This window comes from Gluconacetobacter entanii (assembly GCF_013155425.1).
Lineage (GTDB): Bacteria > Pseudomonadota > Alphaproteobacteria > Acetobacterales > Acetobacteraceae > Novacetimonas > Novacetimonas entanii.
The window spans coordinates 37,650-52,728 of the sequence record NZ_JABJWD010000066.1; the positions used below are offsets into that span (position 1 = coordinate 37,650).

Annotated in this window: 16 protein-coding genes and 1 riboswitch; of the genes, 1 reads left to right on the top strand and 15 read right to left on the bottom strand. The window is 63.0% G+C overall.

The genetic code is table 11. The annotated features are described in order from the left end of the window. Positions 1 to 183 precede the first annotated feature (183 nt). Positions 184 to 1,185, bottom strand: coding sequence for an NAD-dependent epimerase/dehydratase family protein (locus HNH97_RS12065; RefSeq protein WP_171791048.1), 1,002 nt, complete (start codon positions 1,183 to 1,185; stop codon positions 184 to 186). A 260-nt stretch (positions 1,186 to 1,445) separates the two neighbouring features. Next, complete coding sequence (locus tag HNH97_RS12070) at positions 1,446 to 1,682, bottom strand: hypothetical protein (RefSeq protein WP_171791040.1); 237 nt, start codon at positions 1,680 to 1,682, stop codon at positions 1,446 to 1,448. Positions 1,683 to 1,905: 223 nt separating this feature from the next. Here HNH97_RS12070 and HNH97_RS12075 point away from each other — a divergent pair, with 223 nt between their 5' ends. Further along, positions 1,906 to 2,424 (top strand): DUF2721 domain-containing protein, encoded by a 519-nt coding sequence (locus tag HNH97_RS12075; protein ID WP_110913375.1) that lies wholly within the window; start codon positions 1,906 to 1,908, stop codon positions 2,422 to 2,424. A gap of 118 nt (positions 2,425 to 2,542) precedes the next feature. Here HNH97_RS12075 and HNH97_RS12080 read toward each other — a convergent pair whose 3' ends face one another. From HNH97_RS12080 to rapZ, 13 genes are all read right to left on the bottom strand, one after another. Then, positions 2,543 to 3,514, bottom strand: a complete 972-nt coding sequence (locus tag HNH97_RS12080) for an ABC transporter substrate-binding protein (RefSeq protein ID WP_171791049.1) — start codon at positions 3,512 to 3,514, stop codon at positions 2,543 to 2,545. A gap of 83 nt (positions 3,515 to 3,597) precedes the next feature. Next, a riboswitch (TPP riboswitch) is annotated at positions 3,598 to 3,692 on the bottom strand. 249 nt (positions 3,693 to 3,941) lie between these two features. Then, complete coding sequence (locus HNH97_RS12085; RefSeq protein ID WP_171791041.1) at positions 3,942 to 5,597, bottom strand: ArnT family glycosyltransferase; 1,656 nt, start codon at positions 5,595 to 5,597, stop codon at positions 3,942 to 3,944. Positions 5,598 to 5,609: 12 nt separating this feature from the next. Continuing rightward, entirely contained in the window at positions 5,610 to 6,365 is a 756-nt protein-coding gene (locus tag HNH97_RS12090) for a glycosyltransferase family 2 protein (RefSeq protein WP_171791050.1), read from the bottom strand. A gap of 16 nt (positions 6,366 to 6,381) precedes the next feature. Then, the gene (locus HNH97_RS12095) at positions 6,382 to 6,876 is read right to left on the bottom strand and encodes a F0F1 ATP synthase subunit B family protein (RefSeq protein WP_110913373.1); all 495 of its coding nucleotides are present in this window, start codon (positions 6,874 to 6,876) and stop codon (positions 6,382 to 6,384) included. Between the two features lie 30 nt (positions 6,877 to 6,906). Beyond that, positions 6,907 to 7,521, bottom strand: coding sequence for a F0F1 ATP synthase subunit B family protein (locus tag HNH97_RS12100; protein WP_110913372.1), 615 nt, complete (start codon positions 7,519 to 7,521; stop codon positions 6,907 to 6,909). Between the two features lie 14 nt (positions 7,522 to 7,535). Continuing rightward, positions 7,536 to 7,760, bottom strand: coding sequence for an ATP synthase subunit C family protein (locus HNH97_RS12105; RefSeq protein WP_003616715.1), 225 nt, complete (start codon positions 7,758 to 7,760; stop codon positions 7,536 to 7,538). Positions 7,761 to 7,815: 55 nt separating this feature from the next. After that, positions 7,816 to 8,565, bottom strand: a complete 750-nt coding sequence (locus HNH97_RS12110) for a F0F1 ATP synthase subunit A (RefSeq protein WP_110095961.1) — start codon at positions 8,563 to 8,565, stop codon at positions 7,816 to 7,818. Between the two features lie 38 nt (positions 8,566 to 8,603). After that, positions 8,604 to 8,930 carry an AtpZ/AtpI family protein gene (locus HNH97_RS12115; protein ID WP_171791042.1) on the bottom strand — a complete coding sequence of 109 codons (327 nt, stop codon included), beginning with the start codon at positions 8,928 to 8,930 and terminating at the stop codon, positions 8,604 to 8,606. A gap of 147 nt (positions 8,931 to 9,077) precedes the next feature. Continuing rightward, complete coding sequence (locus HNH97_RS12120) at positions 9,078 to 9,866, bottom strand: hypothetical protein (protein WP_110913370.1); 789 nt, start codon at positions 9,864 to 9,866, stop codon at positions 9,078 to 9,080. A gap of 104 nt (positions 9,867 to 9,970) precedes the next feature. Further along, a complete protein-coding gene (purH, locus tag HNH97_RS12125) occupies positions 9,971 to 11,551 on the bottom strand; it encodes a bifunctional phosphoribosylaminoimidazolecarboxamide formyltransferase/IMP cyclohydrolase (RefSeq protein ID WP_171791043.1) in 1,581 nt (526 codons plus the stop codon). 112 nt (positions 11,552 to 11,663) lie between these two features. Beyond that, entirely contained in the window at positions 11,664 to 12,467 is an 804-nt protein-coding gene (locus HNH97_RS12130) for an aminotransferase class IV (RefSeq protein ID WP_171791044.1), read from the bottom strand. After that, complete coding sequence (locus tag HNH97_RS12135; protein WP_171791051.1) at positions 12,460 to 13,845, bottom strand: anthranilate synthase component I family protein; 1,386 nt, start codon at positions 13,843 to 13,845, stop codon at positions 12,460 to 12,462. The genes HNH97_RS12130 and HNH97_RS12135 overlap by 8 nt, the downstream gene beginning before the upstream one ends. 34 nt (positions 13,846 to 13,879) lie before the next feature. After that, the gene (gene rapZ, locus HNH97_RS12140) at positions 13,880 to 14,911 is read right to left on the bottom strand and encodes an RNase adapter RapZ (RefSeq protein ID WP_171791045.1); all 1,032 of its coding nucleotides are present in this window, start codon (positions 14,909 to 14,911) and stop codon (positions 13,880 to 13,882) included. Positions 14,912 to 15,079: the final 168 nt, after the last annotated feature.

A 15,079-nucleotide genomic window follows, 5' to 3' on the forward strand; every position in this document is an offset into this window, starting at 1 on the left:
CCATGAATTCAGGGGCGGAAAAAGGGAACCGGAGGCGTTAAAATCGGCATCATGAAAATGTGATTTCAACGCTGATTTTAACTTGGACAGTTGCAGTGAAACTACAGATCGCACAAATCTGTTCAAACAATCGTGTGTACAAACAATCGTGTGATTTGTATTTCCTGAACCTGCCCTGCATCTTCATCCGTCATGCCGGGCGTAATAATCCTGGTACCAGGCCACAAAACGCTCTACCCCCGCCTGCAGCGGCGTCTGGGGGCGAAAACCCGTCAGGCGTTCCAGCAGGGAGGCGTCGGCCCATGTCCGTTTCATATCCCCCGGCTGCATCGGCAGGAAGTTGATCCGGGCGGTCCGGCCAAGGCATGTTTCGATCTCGTGGACGAAATCCATCAGCGGCACGGGCTGCCCGTTGCCCACATTGACCACGCGATAGGGCGCGACCGGACTGCACCCCGTCGCCACATCTCCACTGACCGGCACACAGGGCAGCAGGCGCAGGACGGATTCCACCACGTCATCAATATAGGTGAAGTCACGCTCCATCTGCCCATTGCCATACACGTCGATCGCACGTCCCCGCAGGATCGCATCGACGAACAGGAACAGCGCCATGTCGGGTCGGCCCCATGTCCCGTACACGGTAAAGAACCGCAGCGCTGTCACCGGCGTGCCCGACAGGTGGGAAAAGGAATGGGCCAGCACCTCGGTCGCCTTCTTGGTCGCGGCGTACAGGCTGATAGGATAGTCGCAGCGTTCGGTCTCGGCAAAGGGAAGATCGGTTGCGGGACCATAGACGGACGAGGTGGAAGCCAACAGCACATGGTCCAGCGTCATGCCGCGCGCCAGGTCAAGCAGGTTGGACGTGCCGACGATATTGCTGTCGATATAGGTATCGGGCCGGTGCGCGCCGTACCGCACCCCCGCCTGCGCCGCGAGGTGAATGATGGTGCCGATCCGCGCGCCCTCCACCACGCGGGCAAGTGCCGCGCGATCCTCCAGCATGATCTCATGGGCGACAAAACGCGGATGGGCGCGAAGGAGTGCATGGCGACGCCGCTTGAGCGCAACATCGTAATAGGACGTCATGCCATCGATACCGATGACGTCATGCCCTTCCTCCAGCAGGCGACGCGCCACATGGAATCCGATGAAGCCCGCGCTTCCGGTGACCAGCACCCGCACTCTATCCTCCTGCGTGCCATAAGGTGGCACTTCTGTTGTCGTGGGCGGCAGATACCCCATATCCACGCGCCTGCCGATCCCTGATCGCATGACCGTGACATGCGTTGTCCGCCGGAAACGCGTCTGGAAATAACTTCCTGATAAAAAGTAAAAGTTTCTGGGTGCCACCTTGTCTCTAAAAAGGCGGTGTTCTTCCGAAGCTTTTTGAAAAAAGCTTCACCAAAAACTTTCTTCTGATGATCTGGCTTCTGAAACGGTGACTATTGCTGCCGTGCATGTCGCCATGCGGCTTCCAGCGCATCGACCATCGTGTCGTGCCCAGTGCACCATTCCATCTCTTGTCCTGCCTGCTGCGGGCCGACGGCAGCACGCCACGACATCGCATCCCCTTCCCCCGGCGTCCGCTCGACCCTGATCGACCAGTCGGCGGGAATACGCGACAGGACACGCGCCAGGCGTTTTTCCGGCGTCATGGGGGTAGCATAGTTGTGTGACATGGCATCCTTTCCCGTGTCTGGCGATATGCAGACCCCTCCCATACCAGAGGCCGTCCGTTTTATCAGCAGCAGGCATCCTCCTGTCCATGACATAGGCGCAAATGGCTATTTCCGGCAGCAATCAGACCGAAATCGCAACATTTCCCTCTTGACGATACGCGCCACAGCCACACAATCCGCCCCTTCCTGACACCCCAAGCCAAGACTGGAGCACCCCCCGTTCGTGACCCTTCTTCCCGGCCTTTTACCCGATGAGTCCATTGACGGCGCCACCCACCTGATCCAGACCGCGCTGACGCCGGTTTTCATGCTGTCGGGCATTGGCACGCTGCTTGGCCTGTTCAACACGCGCCTTGCCCGTGTCAGCGACCATATCGAAAGCATCCGCGACAAACTCGATGCCGCCACCCATACGGATGGCAAGGGCGATAATGACAAGGACGACAGTGACCGCCACATGCTGATGCAACGCCTGCGGCACCTGCATTACCGCACGTTGCTGCTTGATGCGGCCATCCTGTTCGCTGGCGTGGGCGGTGCCTCGGCCTGTGGGTCGGCCTTCGCCCTGTTTGTCGGCAGCGTACGTGATTCCGCAAGCGCCTGGTGGCTGGTGCTAATGTTCGGCAACGCGCTGATGTGCACGGTTGGCTCGCTGGCGATGTTCCTTGGCGACAGCATCGTCGCGTGGCACGGCCTGCGGGTCACGACCTTCCTGCCGCACAAATACACGCAGGTGGATTAAGACGCATTTTTAAAATACTGAAAATATTAAAAGTTTTTGGGTGCCGCCTTTTTTTAAAAAGGCGGCGTCTTTCGAAGCTTTTTGAAAAAAGCTTCACCAAAAACTTTTATTCTTCTGTCTACGGCGTTGTCGCTGGCACCAGTGCAAAGGGATCAACGGCATAGGTTTCCAGCGCGACATCATGGCTGATGACGCCATGGGCGCGCAGGAACGCCGTGAATGCGCGATACCGCCGCGCATTGAGCAACGCTGGCTGCTTCGCCAGACGCGGCAGGGTTTCACGCCATGCCGCCCGGTTGAGCGACGTATCAAGTTCCGGGTGATCGGCAATCGCCTTCGACAGGATCTCGTCGGAGTGGTTGAGAAGCGTATTCGTCCCCTCCTCCAGCGCCGCCATGAACGCACGCACCCACGGGTCGCGTATGTGATCCCGTGCCGCAAGGAAAACCAGTTCATCATTCAGCGGCACGCCATGCTCCTCAGGGAAGAAGGCAGTCACGGTCATACCCTTCTGTTTCAGGTCGATGAGTTCATAGGTCCGTACCGCCCCCATCACCGCATCGACGGAATGCGACATCAGCGCCTGTTCAAGCTGAAAATTGACATTGACCTGATGGATGTCGCCCATCCCGACCCCAACGGTAGACAGCATGGTCGCCAGCACCGCATCATCCGCGCCCGACAGGGAAACGCCAATCACCTTCCCCTTCAGGTCGGCAAGGGAATGGACATCCCCTGCGGCGATCAGGGTATTGAGCGGCGTGTCGATCAGCGTCCCCACCCGCACCAGCGGAATCCCCTGTTCCGAGAGCATGCCAAGCTGCGTCTGGTAAGACACCGCAAGGTCCGCCTGCCCCGCCGCCACAAGACGCGGTGCCGCCCCCGGATCGGCCGGTGCGATCAGGTGGACATCAAGCCCATGCCGCGCGAACGCCCCATCATATTGCGCGGCAAGCAGTGCCGCATGATCGGCATTGAGGAACCAGTCCAGGATCACGCTGACACGACGTGGCGCGTCAGTGGCATGGGCGCTGCCGATCCCGCCCATCATGATGAGAAGACATGCAATCCGTAACAGTATGGCCTTCATCATCGCGCATCCCTTCGTGCATCCGTCCGGGGCAAAAACCGAACAGGGGCAGCACGGGGAAGCCAGCATGGCGGAGGCAGGTCCGGCATGATGCTTGTTCTCCCTACGCTGGCATGACCCAGGTCAGGTTCAACGGGTGTGATCTCAGCCCGCATCGCGGACACCCCGGTTGGTGCAGATGATGGGAAATCCGGTGATGCGTCAACCATGCAGGGTGGCACATCAGTGTGACCTGTCGGCTGGCTTTCCGTTCTTTTTGCAAAAAAGAACCAGAAAACCTTTATTCATAGAAGAAATCTGTTTCGCGAGCTTCAGAGATTCATAAAGAAGTTTTTGGTGAAGCTTTTTTCAAAAAGCTTCGAAAGACGCCGCCTTTTTCGATCAAAAGGCGGCACTCAAAAACTTTTATTCGTAAAAAAACTTCATCCTACGGCTGCAACCCATACAGCCCGATCTCCAGATGCTTCCCGGTAGAATAGTTCAGCCCACTGGCCATCCCCAGTCGCCGGACACGCAGGTCATCATGTTCCAGCCCGCCTTCAAATGCAGGCAGATCCTTTGACCCCACCAGTACCAGTGCGCATTTCCCATACTGGCGCAGGAAACCCGCCGCCAGTTCCGGCCGCATCAGCTTCGTATCCTGCCCCAGCAGGAAGACAAGGCTCGGCTCCGAATCCGAAACCGACGCCACCATCGTGGCAGGACAGGGACGATGCTCCGCCACCAGTGTCGCCAGCCGGGGACTGAGCCAGATCGTCTCCAGCTTGGGAATGACGGCAAGGAACAGGCCGACATGGATGATGACGGCCGCCGCAATCGACGCCATGACGGCCTGAAGCACCGCGCCACGCACCAGCAGCAATGCCGCCGCCATCAGAAGCGGCAGCGCACCCGCCGTAATCGTCATGGCGGCGGGGGACATGATCCCCTCCATCCGCCACAGCAGGACCGGACCCGCCAGCGCCAGGACCGAGCCCACGCCAAACCAGATCACGCCATAGGCCGACAGCAGCCCCCGCCCCCACAGGGACTGCGGCCACCGCCAGCCTTCGGGCATGCTCACGATCGCCGCCGCCGTCAGGATGGCGATGGCGGGATAGGTCGGCAGCACGTAATGCGGCAGCTTGGTCGCGATGGCCTCAAACACCAGCCAGTGCGGCACGATCCAGCAGATCAGGAACCGCACCGGCGGCTGATGCCGCTGCTGCCACACGAAAGGCAGCGCCATCGCGGCGAACAGGGAACCGGGCCAGAATGCAATGGCAAAGGCCAGCAGGTGATAGCCCGGCGGCAGTCCATGGGATTCCTGACCACTGGCCACCTTGCCAAGGAAATTGTGTCCCACCGCGCGGCTGTAGAAATCCCCATGGCTGACCACACCAATGGCCACGCACCACGGCACGACAATCGCCAGCATCACCAGCCAGCCCCATGCCGGACGCAGGCGACGCCACCAGTCGGTCCGGCGTTCAATCAGGGCAAGGGCGATCGGCGTGCCGAAACCGGGGATCAGGACCACCGGCCCCTTGAGCATCAGCCCGCATCCCAGTGCCGTCCAGTACAGCAATGCCGCCGCCAACGGGGTCGGCAGGTCACGCTCGCGGTCCAGATAGGCCCGCAGCAACCCGCATTGCGCCAGCAGGATCGACAGCAGCAATGTCGTGTCGATGGTCGCCATGCGCCCTTCGGCGGTCATCAGGACCGATACCGCCAGCAACGCCGCAGCCAGCAGACCGCTAACTGGACCGAACAGGGCCGCCCCCATCCATGCCGTCAGCACACCCGCCGCCGTCACCGCCAGAAGGGAGGGGATACGATACGGCCACGTCGCATGGGCATCGCGCATGCCCGTCAGGCTGACGGCTGCGGCCTCCAGCCAGTAGATCCCCGCCGGTTGCAGATATCTGGGCTGGTCCAGGAAACGCACATCGACGTAATCGCCGCTGTGCAGCATCTGGGCCGTTGCCTCCATATAGCGGGGTTCATCCCGGTCCAGCGGCGGCAGCGATGCGCGGCCGGGCAGGAACAGGACGAAAATCGATACAGCGACAATGATATAATGGCGCAGCGTCAGGCGTGTCATCGCACCGCCCTCTCAGCGTTCGGTAATGTGGTCCGGGATCCTGGCGCGGTTGTTCAGCCACATGACACCAAGAACGTCACGAATCCCGACCAGCGCCCGGTTGAGGTTCGTGTATTTCGACTGCCCGTGCAACCTGCTGCGATGGCCGACCGGCGTGCAGACCAGCGGCACGCCATGACGCCCCATCAGCGAAGGCAGGAAACGATGCAGTCCCTCGAACTGTGGCAGGCGAAGAAAATCCTGCCGCAGGAACAGCTTCAGCGGTGCCCCCGTATCGGGACACCCATCCTGCAGCAGGCGGCTGCGCAACCCGTTGGCAAAACGTGTCGCCAGCCGCCGCGACAGCCGATCCTGCCGCTTGGCCCGCACGCCGACCACCAGAGGCGCACGACCGGGGGCCTGCTGCGCCAGTTCAAGCATGCGGACGAATTCGAAGGGATTGTCCTGCCCGTCACCATCAAGCGTTGCGATCCATTTCCCGCGCGCCGCCTCGATCCCCGTGCGCAATCCCGCGGATTTGCCAAGACGACGATCGTGGGAGAGGATTCGGAGTTGCGGCAGGATGCCTTCGGCCCGGACGGCCTTCAGGATGGCAACCGTGTCATCGGTGCTGCCGTCATCGACAAAGATGACTTCGGCAGGGGGCAGTTGAGTCAAGGCATCGGCCAGTTCCTGACAGACGGGGCGAATGTTCGCCGCTTCGTCAAGAACGACCGATACGATGGACAGGACGGGATTACCGTCCGTATGGGGAACCGAAGAACTCAGCGTTCCGCCGTCCGGCTCAGGCCGCGCGACGGGACAGGGCCGACGGAAGTCCCGAAATGGCGTTGTCGATCAGGGTTTTGTCCCCATCGGCCGTCAGTGAACCCGCCAGAGTCTCCTGCGTGGCCTGCATCGCGATATCGATGGCGGCTTCACGCACCTCACGGATCGCGCCACGCTCGGCGGCGGCAATACGGTCACGGGCCATCTGTTCGCGACGACGCGCAATGTCATCGGCGTCCTGACGGGCCTGTGCCGCGATACGGGCGGCTTCCTGCAGGGAATGTTCGACCATTTCACGGGCTTCCGCCAGTGCGGCTTCACGCTCCCGCGTCGCGTCCTCGAGCATCTGCTCCGCTTCGCGGCGCAGGCGCGCGGCTTCGTCAAGGTCGGCGCGGATCTTCTGGGCGCGGGCGTCGAGCGCCGCACTCAGCGGACGCCACAGCTTCGCGCCGAACAGGATGAAGAACAGGAAGAAGGCGACAGCCGACCAGAAACGGGGCTCATGCAACATGACTACGGACCTGTCTGTAGAGGGGGCCCATTAGAAACCACGGGCCGTCGCGGCACCGTCAACCTTGGACGTCACCACGTCCAGAGGGGCCGAAGTGCCGGATAACTGATGGATCAGGGCTTCTGCCGTATCGGTGGAAATCTGCCGCAGAGACCCCAGCGCCGTTTCACGGGCAAGGGCGACGCGGGCTTCCGCCTCACGGATTTCGGCACCCAGTCGCGTATTCATTTCCTGCGTCTGCTTTTCAGCAGCGGCGCGGGCTTCTTCCACGACCTTGTCAACATTGGCCTGCGCCTCCGCCATGGCGTCCTTGCGGGCCTGGCGAAGTTCGGCCACCGCGTCATCGGCGCGGGCCTTGGCCTTGTGCGCGATCTCAAGGTCATTCTCGATCGTCTGGCGACGAAGGCTCAGGACCTTTTCGACCTTCGGCAGGGCCGAACGGCTCAGCAGCAGGTAAAGGATGAGGAAGATGCCCGCACCCCACACCACCTGACCGATGACGTAGGGATTGCCGAAATCAAGCTGGGGCATGCCCTCGGCGCGTGCGCCAGGTGCAACCATGGCCATCAATGGCAGGGCCAGCACGGGTGCCGCCGCGCGCGACGCCACCCTGCGGATGTTTTTATACACCGTGGAACGCACCACGCACCCCTCCTGTATCAGACGAACAGGATCAGGAACGCAATCAGCAGCGCATACAGGGCGACGGCTTCCGTCAGGGCGAAGCCCAGCATGCCGAGGCCGAACACGTGCGGACGTGCGGACGGGTTGCGCGCGATGCTGCTGACCAGCGTGGAGAAGATGTTACCCAGGCCAATGCCCACGCCAGCGAGGGCGATAACGGCGATACCGGCACCAATTTCACGGGCTGCTGCGATATCCATGTCAGTTTTTCCTTGTTTCAGACGTTCTGGATGAAATGACGGGGGATGGTGGCCCTCAGTGGGCCACGGCCTCCCGCAGATAGATGCAGGTGAGGATGGCAAACACATAGGCCTGCAGCGCACCCACCAGCAATTCGAGAGCCATCAGCGCGACATTGATGACGATCGGTCCCACGGCGATGACATCGCCAAACAGGCCCAGACCAGCCAGCATGATCGTGAAGGCGGCAAACATGTCGAACATCACGTGACCGGCGACCATGTTGGCAAACAGACGGATCGACAGGCTCACGGGACGGGAAAGGAAAGAAAGGATCTCGATCGGGATCAGCAGCGGCGCGAGCGCCTTGGGCGCACCGGCGGGCATGAAGTGGGCGAAGAACTTCGCCCCCTGCACCTTGAGCGACACGATGATCGAGAGACAGAACACCATCAGCGCCAGCGCCAGGGTCACGGCGATATGGCTGGTGAAGGCGAAGGAGAAGGGCAGCAGGCCGAGGTAATTGCCCGCGAGGATGAAGAAGAACAGGGTGAACACGAACGGGAAGAACGCACGTCCCTCAGAACCGATCGTGTCAACGGCCATGTTGTAGATGAAGTCGTAGCACATCTCGGCCGCGGCCTGCAGGCGACCGGGCACCACGGCGGCGGGCCGCATCCCGATATACAGGAACGCCAGCACGATGACGGATGCGATGATCATCATCAGCGGCGACTGGCTGAACCTGAGGGACTCCCCAAGGGCGCCCAGAACTGGATGGAGCTCGAACTGACCGAGCGCGTCGATGGATGATCCGGCCGCCAACTTCGTTCTTCCCTAAAATATCTCTGCCCGGTTCCCCGTCAGGAACCCGAATCGCCATCCGTTATGGCACCGGGCCTGACAAGACGCCAGACATTAAGCACACCTGCCGCACCGCCGAGAAGCGAGAACAGAACCAGAAACACCGCCCGCAGGTGCAGCCAGTGATCCAGACCCCAGCCGATGCCCACCCCCACGATGAGGGCCGACACAAGTTCGGTTCCCGCCCGGAGCATCAGCCCCAGTTCCGAAAACCCCCGTCCCGTGTCCTTCTCCTGCGCTGCCTTCCCCGGCTTTTCCAGCCGGGTCTGTGCCGCGCGCAGGCGTTGGTCAAAGGACGTACCGGATGGATCCTTGTCCGTGTCCATTTTCGCACCTCCCGATGGGTGCAGGCGCTAGCTAACGATGCTGCAATAACCTGTCAAGCAAGCGTCGTCCAGCAAAGCATGACAATCTTGGGTCAGAGCATAAAAACAATATGTTTTCCCCTGTACCGGACAGGGGAAAACCGAAACTTATTCTGCGGACGTGTCGCTGCCGGGAATCCGGTCATAGGCGGCACTTCCGGGGAAGGCGCCCGGCGGCGGCGCATCGGCGGGCACGATGTGGATCGCCTGGTTGACGTCCGGCCCGATCTCACGCGCATTGATCGCCGTGCCGCGGCCACCGTTCACGCCGGTGCCGATCGCATGCAGCGTCGCCCCCGGACGCAGCCAGTTGCCAAGCCGCGCGGCATTGGCGCGGCCCACGTAAACGAGGGAGTGGTCACGCATCACGACACCCTGCACCGCGCCGGTGATGTCATAAAGCTGCGCCAGCACGGTGCCGTCCACCGCAACGTCGGGTCCGATATTGGCCGGCGGCAGGACCGTTTCCGATCCCGGTTCGTCCGCGATCCGGCGGCCACGCGGCCCGCTGATGACGTAGGCACGCACGATCGGATGGGCGCGCCCCTTCAGGCCGCTGACACTGACCTGTTCACCCGGACGCACGACCTGCGTCGCGGCATCGCCCAGACGGTGCGGGCACAGGACCTGCGTTCCGTCGGACAGTAGCAGTCCCGCCACGTCGCCCGTGCTGGTCAGCAGGTACTGCGCCACCGTCCCCGTCACGACCGGCAGGGGGGAATAGTCGAACGCCGAGGTCGCCTGCGCCTGCGAAGGCTGCGCGGCAGGGGCCGCCGCCGGGGCATGCTGAGCCTCCGGCGCGGCCTTGGACGCGGCGATGGCCGGTGCGCCCGCGAGGCTGGCCACAAGGCCAAGCGCCGCTGTCACGTAAAGGGGGGAACGCCGATGAATGTGCATGCCGGATCTCGTCTTTCGTCTGCATCCACCGGCCTGTCGCGATGCCGGGGCGGTGTCTAGTGATATCCCTCGCCCCGCGACAGGCAAGTCCCCGTGATGTGGGATCAGTGCCGGAAATGGCGCATACCTGTGAAGACCATCGCGATCCCCGCCTTGTCGGCGGCGGCGATGACCTCGTCATCACGGATGGACCCGCCCGGCTGGATCACCGCGACAGCGCCCGCCGCGATCGCGGCCTCAAGCCCGTCGGCAAACGGGAAGAACGCGTCCGAGGCCACCACGCTGCCCTGTGTCAGGGGCTGTGCCTCGCCCGCCGCCTTTGCCGCGTCCGCACTCTTGCTCGCCGCGATGCGGGCCGAGTCGACACGGCTCATCTGCCCCGCGCCGATCCCCACCGTCGCCTGGTCCTTGACGTAGACGATGGCATTCGACTTCACGTGCTTTGCCACACGGAATGCGAATATCAGGTCTGCCATTTCAGCATCGGTCGGTGCACGCTTGGTCACGACCTTCAGGTCCGCACGGTCCACGCGTCCATTGTCGCGGGTCTGCGCCAGGAAGCCACCGGCGACCGAACGCACGACAATGCCGGCCGCCGTGGGATCAGGCAGGGCACCTGTCAGCAGCAGGCGCAGGTTCTTCTTCTTTGCGAGGATGGCGCGTGCCTCCTCCGTCGCGTCGGGGGCGACGATGACCTCCGTAAAGATGGTGGCGATCTTTGCCGCCGCTTCGGCCTCCAGCGGGCGGTTCAGCGCGACGATGCCGCCGAACGCCGAAACCGGGTCGCATTTCAGCGCCTTGTCCCATGCCTCGGCCTGCGTCGCGGCAACAGCGATGCCGCACGGGTTGGCGTGCTTGACGATCACGACGGCAGGGTCGGTGAACTCGGCCACCGCCTCGAACGCGGCGTCGGTGTCGTTGATGTTGTTGTAAGACAGCGCCTTGCCCTGGATCTGGCGCGCGGTTGCAACGCCCGGACGGTTGGTGCCGTCGGTGTAGAACGCCGCCTTCTGGTGCGGGTTCTCGCCATAGCGCAGGCTTTCACGGCGCACACCCGCCACCGTCATGCGCGCGGGCAGCAGGTCGTCGCGCTGTTCGGCGAACCACTGCGCGATTGCCGCGTCATAGGCCGCCGTGCGGGCATAGGCCGCACCTGCAAGCGCCCGGCGCTGCGACAGCGTCGTGCCGCCTTCGCCAAGGGCGGTGATGATGTCGGCATACTGCGCCGGATCGGTCAGGACCGCGACATGGTCGTGGTTCTTTGCCGCAGCACGGATCAGGGCCGGGCCGCCGATATCAATATTCTCGATGCAGTCTTCCGCCCCCGCGCCAGAAGCAACCGTGGCCTCGAACGGATAAAGATTGACCGCCACGAGGTCGATCGGCGCGATCCTGTGCTCTTCCATCTGGCGCAGGTGTTCGGGCAGGTCGCGACGGCCAAGGATGCCGCCATGGACCTGCGGCACCAGCGTCTTGACCCGGCCATCGAGGATTTCGGGGAAGCCCGTATGTTCGGACACGTCCTTGACCGGGATGCCCGCTTCACGCAGCGCGCGGGCGGAACCACCGGTGGACAGGATCTCCGCCCCGTGGGCGACAAGCGCGCGAGCAAGATCGAGCAGGCCGGTCTTGTCCGAAACGGAAATGAGGGCGCGCCGCACCGGCACAGGCGTCTGGGGGGCCATCGCAGTGACCTTTCACTTTAAACCGCGGGACGATCCGAACACGGATCCGATGGGGGTGATTAATCCAACCCTGCCTTTTTGAGCAATAACCGAAATGACGGGACCGATGGACTTACGCCATCAGGGCCGCCCTAATCCGCTGCGCCGTGGCGGGTTCACGCGGCAGCGGTGTTGCGTCGAGGGAGACCGCCTCGCGCACCGACAGGCTGCTGACCAGCACAACGGCCTCCGCCCCCAGCAGGTCCGCACGTGTCAGGGCCTGTTCACGTGCAAGGCGCATGTCCAGCAGCACGGAGCGCGCAATACCGGGCAGGGCACCATCAGTCACGGGCGGGGTCAGCAGCATGCCGTCGCGCTGGATCAGCAGGTTGCTGGCACTGGCCTCAGCCACACGGCCCGCCGTGTTGAGCAGGACGGCCTCGTTCCCGCCGCGCTGCCGGGCCTCCATCAGGGCAAGGATATTGGGCAGGTAGTTCAGCGTTTTGGTTCGGGACAGGGGACTGGTTTCATCACGACGCATGCGACTGATGACCAGATGCGCCTCAGGCATCGGGGTGGCGGCAGGCGGGAACGGCACGATCATGACGGTCGGCGCAGCGCCTTCGGGCGGCAGCAGGCCACGTGGGCCGCATCCGCGCGTGATGGTCAGGCGCAACGACCCCGCCTGCATCGCATTTTCACTGATGACACGCGCCAGCGCGGCCTCGACCTCCGTCCGTGCGGGTGGCGGGATCATCAGCGTCCCCAGCCCCGCATAAAGGCGCGCCATGTGCCGCGCCAGATGAATGATGCGACCGGCATGCACGCGCATCGTCTCGAACACGCCATCGCCAAGCAGCAGTCCCCGGTCGGCGGGATCGATATGCACCGCGTCCCGATCCCGCATGGCCCCGTTGAACCACAGGCGGTCAGTCATCCCCGCTCCCCCGTTGCGTCGTATCGCCAAACACCGCCAGAAGGGCTGCAACCTTCAGGCGCATTTCATCATATTCCCTGTCAGGATCGGAAAGAATTGTAATTCCGCCTCCCGCTGCCGCGCATATCCGGTCACGTGTCATGACGAGGGTGCGGATGATGACCGAACTGTCCATCGCCCCATCCCCGCCAATGCGGAACACCACCCCACAATAGGGGCCGCGCGCCGAGTGCTCCAGTTCGTCGATGATCTGCATCGCGCGATGTTTTGGCGCGCCGGTTACGGAACCGGGGGGCAGGGTCGCGCGCAGCAGGTCGATGGCGTCATGGCCGGGCAGCAGGGTGGCCTGCACCTCCGACACCAGATGATGGACATGGGTGAAATGTTCCACGTTAAACAATTCCGGCACGCGGACGCTGCCAATCCGGGCGAGTTGCCCGAGGTCGTTGCGCATCAGGTCCACGATCATCAGGTTTTCGGCGCATTCCTTCTCATCAAGACGCAGGTCCTGCGCAATCTGGCGGTCGCGTACCGGATCGGGATCACGCGGGGCGGTGCCCTTGATCGGACGCGTGCTGACATTGCCGTCGAGATCAAGGGCGACGAACCGTTCGGGCGAGGCCGAGAGCAATGCAAAATCACGCCCACATGACAGGAACGCCCCGAACGGCGCGGCCGAAGTCTGCCGCAGGGCACGATAGACGGACATGGCCGACAGTCCGGCGGGCCTGTTCCCCCACATGCGTGAGGTGATGTTGACCTGAAAGATGTCGCCCGCCGCGATATAATCACGCGCCCGCGATACCGCCTGCCGGTAGGCCGTGGGCGCGCAGTCCGCCACGAAGGAAACAGGCGGGATGGGCGCGATGGGCGCGTCCGCGACAATACGGGCCCACAGATGCTTCACGTTGCGCCAATGGCGCGCCTGTATTTCTGCCGTGCCATATCCGGCCAGCCAGGCCCGCCGTGCCTGCCGGTCAAGAACAATGGCGTGGTCATAGATCCCCCCCACGAATTCCGGCTGTTGTGGATCAGGAACGTGCCGCGTCCCCAGGCCATGATGCCGCTGTCCATACCGGTAATCGGCAAATCCGATGGCCCCGCCCGCAAAGGGCACCTCCACCGGACAGCGGAAGGTCGGAACAAGGTTACGCAGCAGTTCCAGCGAAGCCGTCGCCTGTTCCTGTCCATCCAGAAAACACCGACCTGCGCGTACCGTCACCACATGGACCGGATCGCGGCAGATGATGGTCCACCGTCCACGGGGGGCGATGTCGCCATTGCTGTCGAGGCAGGCAAGCCACGGTTCCCCGTCGAGGGCTGCAAGCACGTCTTCCGCCTCCCGCCAGGGCAGTTCATGTGCATATCCAACTGACATCACGGGACACGCCACATCTGTGCCTGCCGACCCTTCAGGCGGGGTTGTCATCCACCTTCGGCTGCGTACCGCCATGGGGGGAACCGCCCGCGGAGGCGCCATCACCGGGGCGGTTGGCCCAGCGCCAGCTACTGCGCCCCTGTCGGGCCAGTTCACGGTGCATCACCACAACGGGCCATGATCCACGGGCGAAATCCTCAGGGTTGTTCCCCTTCCCGGCGGGGGGCTGCGTCTGGGTTCCACTCAGGCGATGGGCCAGGGCTTCGACCAGCGTCACGGACCGATGACGCCCCCCGGAACAGCCGACGGCGATCGTGGCGTATTTCTTGCCTTCCTGCACGAAGCGCGGCAGCACGAGTTCCAGCAGCCCGTCGATATGGTCGAGGAACGCGGCATAATCCGGGTCCGCCTGCACATAGGACGCAACCTGCGGATCAAGGCCCGTCAGCGCGGACAGGGACGGATCGTAATACGGGTTCCGCAGAAAGCGCGCGTCGAACACCATGTCCGCCTCCCGCGGGAGGCCGGCTGGGAAGGCGAATGACATGAGGGCAACCGTCAGTCCCTCGCCCCGGCCATCTTCCCACTGCCCGAAGCGGGCCTCCACGAGCTGTCGCAGTTCGGGCGGCGGCAGGTCGCTGGTGTCGATCACGACATCGGCGGCTTCGCGCAGGGGAGACGTCAGGCGGATTTCCGCCTCGATCCCTTCCTTGACGGTACCATGGCTGGCCTGCGGATGGCGGCGACGCGTGGCGGTATAACGGCGAAGCAGGACGCTTTCCTCCGCCGTGGCATAGATCAGTTGCGCATGCAGGTGCGGATTGATCCGCAACCGCGACAGCGCAGCCAGAACCGTGGTGGCGTCAAACCCGCGCGTACGGGAATCCACGCCGATCGCCACCGGCTTTTCCGCACGGGCCACGATTTCATCCAGCATGCCAAGCGGGGGGTTGTCTATGACCTCATGCCCCAGATCCTCCAGGATGCGCAGGATCGACGACTTCCCGGCACCGGAAAGCCCGGTGACAAGCAGGATACTGCGCGGCGGTGGTGAATCTTCATGCATGTATGTGGCAGTCACGCGAAACCCTGATACAGACATCTTGCCAGCACGGACCGGTACCGGATGCCAGATTTTACGAATTTGACGTGCCCCCCTTTTTGTATCCACTCAAAAGGAGAGTTCCCGTTTTTTATGGCTTGGGGTTGGTGGGATGACAAGTGTCTCGGGGGC

Excerpts from the sequence above, each read along its gene's own strand:
- HNH97_RS12070 (WP_171791040.1), bottom strand. The coding sequence starts at position 1,682 with ATGTCACACAACTATGCTACCCCCATGACGCCGGAAAAACGCCTGGCG.
- HNH97_RS12080 (WP_171791049.1), bottom strand. The coding sequence starts at position 3,514 with ATGAAGGCCATACTGTTACGGATTGCATGTCTTCTCATCATGATGGGC.
- HNH97_RS12085 (WP_171791041.1), bottom strand. The coding sequence starts at position 5,597 with ATGACACGCCTGACGCTGCGCCATTATATCATTGTCGCTGTATCGATT.
- HNH97_RS12095 (WP_110913373.1), bottom strand. The coding sequence starts at position 6,876 with ATGTTGCATGAGCCCCGTTTCTGGTCGGCTGTCGCCTTCTTCCTGTTC.
- HNH97_RS12105 (WP_003616715.1), bottom strand. The coding sequence starts at position 7,760 with ATGGATATCGCAGCAGCCCGTGAAATTGGTGCCGGTATCGCCGTTATC.
- HNH97_RS12115 (WP_171791042.1), bottom strand. The coding sequence starts at position 8,930 with ATGGACACGGACAAGGATCCATCCGGTACGTCCTTTGACCAACGCCTG.
- HNH97_RS12120 (WP_110913370.1), bottom strand. The coding sequence starts at position 9,866 with ATGCACATTCATCGGCGTTCCCCCCTTTACGTGACAGCGGCGCTTGGC.
- purH (WP_171791043.1), bottom strand. The coding sequence starts at position 11,551 with ATGGCCCCCCAGACGCCTGTGCCGGTGCGGCGCGCCCTCATTTCCGTT.
- HNH97_RS12130 (WP_171791044.1), bottom strand. The coding sequence starts at position 12,467 with ATGACTGACCGCCTGTGGTTCAACGGGGCCATGCGGGATCGGGACGCG.
- HNH97_RS12135 (WP_171791051.1), bottom strand. The coding sequence starts at position 13,845 with ATGTCAGTTGGATATGCACATGAACTGCCCTGGCGGGAGGCGGAAGAC.
- rapZ (WP_171791045.1), bottom strand. The coding sequence starts at position 14,911 with ATGCATGAAGATTCACCACCGCCGCGCAGTATCCTGCTTGTCACCGGG.